Consider the following 6,644-nt stretch of genomic DNA (forward strand, 5'->3'; position numbering starts at 1 on the left):
TTGCTTCATTACTGAAAAGGATGCGCCTTGGCTTGTTCCCCTGTATGAAAAACATGATCACTTTGAAACGTGGCTCTATTGGGTTTATCGCTGCTTTAGTAAAACCCAGTTAACCGCATTAACCGAGTTCTTGGAAAACTCGCATGGCTCTGCGGCCTATTGCTTTGAGAACGTGAAGCACTTCAATTTTCACTTCACACACTTTGCTGATGCGAAAGAGTGGTTCTCACTGCCTAAGCGTTCAATCATATGGATAGATGAGTGCCAACAGTTCTTCCCCCCACGCCCTGTCAGTGCTGGAAAGCCTGATTATATTGCAGAGTTTGAAACCCATCGTCACAAAGGCTTTGATGTTCACCTTGTTACGCAAGATCCAAAACTCATTGATGTTAACGTTCGCCGCTTAACAGGCCGTCATGTCCATTACCATAATCCGTTTGGTGGTGAACGTGTTACTCGGTTTGAGTCCTCCAAAGCCATCGACCCTGATAACTACCATGACATCAAACAGTGTCAAAAATCGTTTATCAAGCGCAATAAAAATTACTACGGGGTGTACTGGTCGGCTGAAATCCATACCCACAAATTCAAGATACCCAAGATATTTATTATCGGCGTGGTGATTGTGCTGTTCTTGGGCTTTATTGGCTACCGTCTTTATAACTCGCTGCTAAAACCCACTGAACCCCCTCCCCAAACTGAAAGCGTGACCGTTGATGACCTTGAAACACCTCGCGCTGATAGCATCCCTTTTGAATCTGAGGTCAAAGGCCATCTAGCACAGATGATGAGTGATGTTTATATTGATGGCTCAGTAATTCGTTACCTTGATGGTGAAGAAACCTATTATTACAGCTTTAGCGAATCGGAAACGGGCAAAATATTCTATCCCGATTTAGCGGGTTTGGAGGTTGTCCCCATTGATAAGTGTCTTGCTCGTGTAGTGTTTGACGGCTTTGATATGGTGGTGACATGTAACCCGTTTTACACGCGCCCTGAATATCAAGAGCAAAAATCCAATCTATTCGATAGCGTCGTACAAATAGATAGTTAAGTGATTGGGGTTTGCAGTTTGATTTGAACTGTCACGCAACCACTTACACTCGCGTTGATCTTAATATTCATCTTTCGATAGCCTGTGCTTAAACGTATTTGGAGGATAGATAATGTTGGCACAGGTGCGCCCTTACGCTTTGGTACTTTTCGGGTTGTTTGCGGCCTTCTATGTCTATAAGCCTGAAATCGTCCAATATCGTATTAAATCTGCCCTAACCTCTTTGAGCTATGTACTTGGCATTAATGTCATTGAAGTAATAGAAGATGCAGCGCCAACCATCTATCAAAAACCACTGAACCTGCCAGAACCTCGCAAGCTAACCGTTCCTGATGCTGATTACATGGAAAATTACAAAGCTGAAAGACAAGCGACCAGTAAGAACGTAAAGAGAAGGACTCTCCAACCAACAGCAACCCCCTTAATAACGAAGGAAGTTGCAGAGTATCGGCTTATTCTATTGCATAAGGTGATCAAGTCAGAATTGGTTGATAGCCAACAATACCAAGGGATGAAGTGTTACGTTTCGTTCAGAATTAACGTTGTCGGCACTGTTTCGGACTTCAAAAGTCTTATTGGTAACACTGAGCTATGTGACGCGATAAAGCAAAAGCTATACACCTATTCCCCTTGGATTATCTCTAATGATCAAACGGTAGTGAACCAGATGAATCCGATCAAGATACGGTGGGAGGGGTGATTGGCTTTTGGGTAGGCTCTTAAACTATAGAACAATTTATTATTCTACATATAGCGATTAACGCCTTGTTATAGAGCTTTGTATGATTTAGCCACTATGGTATTGATTTCACTAGCCAATATTTGCGCTTGCTTCATGGTTTCTTGAACCATTTCCCAGTTTTTCCAATGTTGCTGCCATTTCTCAGCGTCAACAATTGATTCAAAATCCAACTTCGTAGGTGCTTGCCACTCTTCATATTTTCGTAGTGCTTCAATACGTTTATCCAGATCAGCTATACCCCGTGTTTTAGGGGATAACTTTGCATCACTCAGTATCCAGCTATGCCAAGGCTTATTGCCCTTAGACTGGTTGCACTTTCCGCATGATGGCACCAAGTTGTGTATCTCCGATATATATCCAGTTGGTTTCTTATTTAGAACAAGAGGTCTCAAATGATCCCATTCTGTAGCTGTAGAGCCACAATATGAACACTCAAACTTTTCTAATGCCATACCTAGAATATTGAGAGCTTCTTTTACTTCTTCATTCGTTGGCTCGACAACAGGGATAATTGAATTGATAAATGAGTTTGTGATGCTAGATGAACGACCTGTAATCTTCATAGGCGCTGGCATCGTAAACAGTTGAAGATATTCCATAATTACTCCTGCGCTATAGCTGTGTTAAGGGCTGAGTGCCTCTCAGACTTTAACATATCACCTTTACCATCAAAACTTACCGCATAACAAAAATACCACGGGACACGAATCTCTCTTTCGCGTTTGTTAGGCGCCTAGTAGCACAAACCATGGTTCTCTTTAATTTTCCATTTTCTAGCTTCTTGGTCTTCCACTTCTTGCTCGATAATAGGAAGCGTCCCCAATGATGATGAAGGTAGTTTAAAAATACTAGCCTGATCATTGTCCCAAAAGACGACAGCGTATGTTGCAAAAGACTTAAATCTTGAAATGCTGCCTACTGCAGAGTTTAGTTCAGAACCACTAATAATTGTTGCTACAACAGAATACCCTTTGGACCAACCATAATCCTTTCGATACTTGATACATGCATCTTGCTTTTCTGCCGCATAGCTGAGCGAAGAAATTGAAAATAATGTTACGAGTAATATTAATTTTTTCATCTATTTTATTCTCAACACCCAATTATATTTTTATTTGCACTGGATTCTCAGACCTAATTCGTTTTATCAACTCAGCAAGCTTTACATAAGTATCAGGCTCTGGGTCGCACTCAGCTGCCATATGCTCAGCAATCTCTATTTTTGATGGCAGATAGCTTTGTAGGTTCTGCGCACGAAGATATTTAACCGACTGGTCATAGAATGGATGTGTGGGGTTGAAACTAGCAATGAACTGGCTTTTGACGACTTGAGGATTAAGCTTGAGCAAAGTAGTTTCGAAAAGAGCGTTAATAAAATCAGACGCTTCAAACGATTCTTCAAACGAACCGCCAATATCACCATTCGGCAATGTAACTACTGGAGAAAATGGGACTTTAAATAAGTAAATATTGTCAGGTTGCTGTCCTAGCCCATTGATTAAAGACTTATTATCATCATCAAATGTGAAGATCATTGGTCTTTCATGGCTCAAGGTTAAGTTCATCAAGCGTAAGGTGTGTTTTAAATTACCAATACCATTGTAGTTGGCTATCACAAGCCCTAACTTCTTAAAGTCAACTCCAAGCCCTTCTTCGAGCAAAATACGGAAAGCAATCTCTTCACTTTCACCCTCAACAAACAAGTAAATACATTGTTCAAGTGCTGACTCTTTACTTGCAGTATCCCATTGCTCTAGCTGACAATGCAAGTCGTCTAGCGCATCAGCCTCCAACTTATTTTTTCTATCCGACATATGACCTCAAATAAAAATATAACGTTATGCAAAGAGGCGTAAAATGCTTGGCTATAATTAGCGACAAAGGGGCGCAAGCCAAGCGTTTTACGTCTATTTAAGCTACTTGTTAGACCCCGATTTCTCTGCGATAGCCATTTTTCCACCTTTAAATTGGATATTTGTACCTGACACTCCTTTAAGAACCATTTCATAGGGGTGGTCTGTTTTTTTCTCTCTTTCAGAGTGATTAATCATTAGCATACGAATAAACTCGATATCGTGTTCTGTTAATGGGCCTGACTGTTTAGAGTTTTCGACATACTCAATCGCTGAATTTTGTTTTTTAAGATCCTCCTTGATAGCAAGCAGGACTGACGTTCTTGAATTTGACGAACGAAAAATATAAATAATAAAACCAGCAAGACTCACGTAAAGCCCCGATAATGAAATAGCACCATATTGAGAGATGTCAGCTCCTTTAAGCAGGTATAATGCTATCAACCCAAAGTTAACAATTACAAATAGGTTGATCATGACACCCTTCAATAAGCCAGCACTTTTCCGTTCTTGCTCAACTGTATTGTAGAGTTCTCGTTCTACCGAATCCCTTTTATGAATGAGATGATTCTCTCGTTTTGAAGCAGCAAAATCTTCATCTGTCTTTGAAGATAGAAAATTATCAATTCGTTCGTTAACACGGTTTTCTAACTGCTCAAACAATTGCTTTTCAATTATCCCAGTATTTTTAAGTTGCTCGTTAGCCATTTTCTCAAGATTTTCTGATAAATATACAGAAACTTCTTTATCAATGAGCTTAGATGCATTTTTCAGAAGTTCACTGGATAACTCTCTCCTAAGTTTTATGACTTCTTTTTCTAATATCCTTAATTTATCTTTATCCTCGATATCCCTACCTGAATCTTCAGAATAAAATAGCTTCCGTCTATCAAAAAGCTTGAGTAAAGGTAAGGCGATCAGAACGCTAAATACACTCACCAATACGCTAATAAATATTTCTTTATTTGAATAAATGATGTCAATAATACCACCTTCCATTAACTACTCCGTTCCATTTCAAGGGTTCTAATGCCCAATTATAGCTCTGCTATTTTTTTTGCCATGAGCTCTCTAAATAATTTTGTTTGTGCCTCAAAGTTTTCTTGAGCTGTATAGAATTTTTTTAAATCTGCACGTTTGAATTCACCATAAGGCTTACAATATGCGAGTGCCTTGCCACGCTCTTCAAAAACAAAGTTGTACTCTATTTCGAGGTCCGGAAAGTATAGTTGTATGAGCGTTTGAAATCGTTGTTGGTCCCCCTTTTCTTGAAGGCGATTTTTCTGCGAAAGTTCCATCGCTTCTTCAGCGGAATATTGCCCCTGATACACAGGTATATAAATTAAATATACTCCCGAAACATCAAGCTCCCATTTCTGAAAAAGAGTGTGCATTTCCTCAAGCTTTTCTCTCTTAAGCACTCGTTCTTGAAGCATCACTTTATTTCGAAATTCAGCCTTTGCTCGCCTCTCCTGAGCAAGATTTGTGATGTAAACACCTAACAATGCAGCTACTGCAGTTACGATTGCAGTTACGATCGGCATCAAATCTGATGCTTTAAATGCCAATTCTTGTTCCAATTTTACCTCCTGAGCTATATCGCCAAGCAAAGCTGTGAGTGAACGTGTGCCATGTCTGAGCGATAGCGATTTTGGCACGCATTCACGAATCAGACTTAAGCGCCTTGCTAGGTTGTAACTATCTAAATTTTATATTTTACAGCAAGTTCAGGTAGCGATGTACGCCATCTGACTGATATAGAGTTTCTACACTCGTATCCTAGTTTCAAAGCCAGTGATTTGATCTTTTCTTGTGGCCGGTCAGATATTGGGATTTCTAGTAGTAGTGCAATTTCAACTACAACACTTTCAACACCAGTATCTTCTACCAGCAGCAATGGGCCGAAATAAAGATTCCAAAATAACTTCTCTGCCGACAATATTTCTTCTGTATCTGAGCTAGTTGCAAGGGTCGAAACAACTTCAGATATTTCAAAGTAAAGCTGTAACTGTCTTTCCCAGAGAGGGCTTCGAAAGTTACATTCTACTGAGTGGAAATACTTATACACACCAATGGCTAAAGTAACTATCGCAAAAAAGGCAGAGGTCGATTTGACTATAAGATCAATTACTTGGTAGTCAGATAATTCTGTCATTATGAGTAACCTATAATCTAGTGCACATTCGATAAGCTTAACTCTTTTTATATGGCGAATTACAGCATATTTCCCTCGCCATGCTTTCAGATTACACAGCACTTTTACCATTAAATCAATATATTATATTTAAACTGTTAATCACGTAACAAGTTATACACAGATTGATGAGCAAACGACTTACTCACATGGGCATCGCCCTGAGCGTAGCGAGTCACTGAGATAATAGGTGACTCGCTGATGTTTCAGTTTGCTCCAGGTCTAAACTCACCGACACAGGCCAGAACGCCAAGTAATGTGATGAACCGTGCGCAGCATGCGCCCCCTGCTAGACCCGCTTTTTTCTTTCCGCACTGTAGCGAACCGAATTCTTCATATAGTCTGTTTTAGCAATAGATCTTGCTACTTTCATTATATGAGACATGTGCGGTTTATCAGATGGGGCGCCTAGTTCAATGAGGGCAGCACCTGTTTCAACATGTGCGGCGCGTAGTTCGTAGCCGTTTGGTGAAATTAACAGTCCATTTTGAAATTTCCACCCTTCCCACTCTGGATGTACATCTTTCAAATCCAACTTACAGTAGAGCCTCATTAGCCGTTTACACTCTGGAGGAATGGGTTTTCCCTTGTCCCAATCCGTGATCGTTCTCTCACTTTTAAAACAAAGTTCTGCTGTTTGTTTTATGCTCAATCCGCATCGAAAATGACGAAAAATGAAATTATCTGTATGATATGGCCTATAAAACATAAGATACTCCTTTTCCTAAAAATCTTATAGGCTCTCCATTGTAACACCTTTGGTTACTATTTAACGTAACTCTACATAATGCGTACTTAGAC

9 protein-coding genes are annotated in these 6,644 nt (G+C 39.9%); 2 read left to right on the forward strand and 7 right to left on the reverse strand.

The features are described 5' to 3' along the window. Together ACKLNH_RS20280 and ACKLNH_RS20285 are read left to right on the forward strand one after the other, a co-directional pair. The coding region (locus ACKLNH_RS20280; RefSeq protein WP_413114082.1) for a zonular occludens toxin domain-containing protein at positions 1–1,054 on the forward strand (1,054 nt) is incomplete at its 5' end. 112 nt (positions 1,055–1,166) lie between these two features. Further along, the gene (locus ACKLNH_RS20285) at positions 1,167–1,754 is read left to right on the forward strand and encodes a cell envelope integrity TolA C-terminal domain-containing protein (protein WP_413114083.1); all 588 of its coding nucleotides are present in this window, start codon (positions 1,167–1,169) and stop codon (positions 1,752–1,754) included. 68 nt (positions 1,755–1,822) lie between these two features. Here the strand turns inward: ACKLNH_RS20285 and ACKLNH_RS20290 are convergent, their stop codons facing one another. The 7 genes from ACKLNH_RS20290 to ACKLNH_RS20320 form a co-directional block, all read right to left on the reverse strand. Beyond that, complete coding sequence (locus ACKLNH_RS20290) at positions 1,823–2,395, reverse strand: HNH endonuclease (protein ID WP_413114084.1); 573 nt, start codon at positions 2,393–2,395, stop codon at positions 1,823–1,825. A 134-nt stretch (positions 2,396–2,529) separates the two neighbouring features. After that, the gene (locus ACKLNH_RS20295) at positions 2,530–2,877 is read right to left on the reverse strand and encodes a hypothetical protein (protein WP_413114085.1); all 348 of its coding nucleotides are present in this window, start codon (positions 2,875–2,877) and stop codon (positions 2,530–2,532) included. 22 nt (positions 2,878–2,899) lie between these two features. Beyond that, a complete protein-coding gene (locus tag ACKLNH_RS20300; protein ID WP_413114086.1) occupies positions 2,900–3,610 on the reverse strand; it encodes a TOPRIM nucleotidyl transferase/hydrolase domain-containing protein in 711 nt (236 codons plus the stop codon). A gap of 102 nt (positions 3,611–3,712) precedes the next feature. Further along, positions 3,713–4,648, reverse strand: a complete 936-nt coding sequence (locus ACKLNH_RS20305) for a hypothetical protein (RefSeq protein WP_413114087.1) — start codon at positions 4,646–4,648, stop codon at positions 3,713–3,715. Positions 4,649–4,686: 38 nt separating this feature from the next. Beyond that, entirely contained in the window at positions 4,687–5,229 is a 543-nt protein-coding gene (locus ACKLNH_RS20310; protein ID WP_413114088.1) for a hypothetical protein, read from the reverse strand. A 122-nt stretch (positions 5,230–5,351) separates the two neighbouring features. Further along, positions 5,352–5,804 (reverse strand): hypothetical protein, encoded by a 453-nt coding sequence (locus tag ACKLNH_RS20315; RefSeq protein ID WP_413114089.1) that lies wholly within the window; start codon positions 5,802–5,804, stop codon positions 5,352–5,354. A 328-nt stretch (positions 5,805–6,132) separates the two neighbouring features. Further along, the gene (locus ACKLNH_RS20320) at positions 6,133–6,552 is read right to left on the reverse strand and encodes a DUF3653 domain-containing protein (RefSeq protein ID WP_413114090.1); all 420 of its coding nucleotides are present in this window, start codon (positions 6,550–6,552) and stop codon (positions 6,133–6,135) included. Positions 6,553–6,644 lie beyond the last annotated feature (92 nt).

It is taken from the genome of Thaumasiovibrio clandestinus (assembly GCF_047250365.1).
Classification (GTDB): domain Bacteria; phylum Pseudomonadota; class Gammaproteobacteria; order Enterobacterales; family Vibrionaceae; genus Thaumasiovibrio.